Here is a 932-nt window from a genome sequence, read left to right on the forward strand (position 1 = left end):
GCTGCACGACGGCATCGGCCAGAGCCTGTTCGGGCTGGCGATCCAGCTCGACCGGCTGCTCGCCAGGCCCGGGCACCCCGAGGAGCTCGAGAGCCTGCGGCGGGACGTGACGGGGATCATCGAAGACGTCCGGAGCCTGGCTTGGGAGCTGCGGCCTTCCGTGCTGGACGATCTGGGCGTCGCCCCGGCGCTGCGCAGCTACGCGGAGATGTATTCCCATCATTACGGCGTCCGGGTCCGCCTCTCCTGCAAGCTGTCCAAGAGGTACGACCGCCAGATCGAGACCGCTCTGTACCGGATTATCCAAGAGGCGCTGACCAATATCGGCAAATACGCGAAAGTGACGGAAGCCGAAGTGGAGGTATGGGAATCCGAGGAATCCATCCACGCCCGGATCGAAGACCGCGGCGTCGGCTTCGTGGCGATGCCCCAGATGCCGGGCGTCGGTCTCTTCAGCATGGAGGAGCGGGCCCGCAGCGTCGGCGGCCACGCCTCCATCGTCTCGGTGCCGGGGCAGGGCACCGTCGTGACGGCATCGCTTCCGCGCCGGGAATCCTCCTAGCGCGCGAGTCTCCCCGGGGTTGGGGCTCTCGGCCGACCCTGGGGGATTTCGCTAAGCGGACCGTTTGGCCAAGCACAGTTGACACCCCCGCCGATTCAGTGTATAGTTATATATTAAATTAAGTGTGACCCTCTGATGTTTTCCTCGATGGGTAGATATTCCTCCCGTTTTCCCATTCCACTTTCCTTGTTACAATCGGCTGCTGGAAGGAACACGAATTCTCACTGGCGCGGTCTAGGAACCGCAAGAACGATGGAGAGGTAGGGCTATCGTTGTCTTCGTGCAAGTGATTAGGAAGAAGTCGCGCGGTTGCGCTTAAGTCAAAACCAAATCAGACCCCCGCAGGGTTGCCCGCGGGGGTCGTCCAATT

General features: G+C 61.9%; 1 protein-coding gene. It reads left to right on the forward strand.

The genetic code is table 11. The features are described from left to right. On the forward strand, positions 1-562 hold a 562-nt coding region (locus tag H7B90_RS32420), incomplete at its 5' end, for a sensor histidine kinase (RefSeq protein ID WP_260411383.1). Between the last annotated feature and the right edge of the window lie 370 nt (positions 563-932).

This window comes from Cohnella xylanilytica (assembly GCF_014212175.1).
Classification (GTDB): domain Bacteria; phylum Bacillota; class Bacilli; order Paenibacillales; family Paenibacillaceae; genus Cohnella; species Cohnella xylanilytica.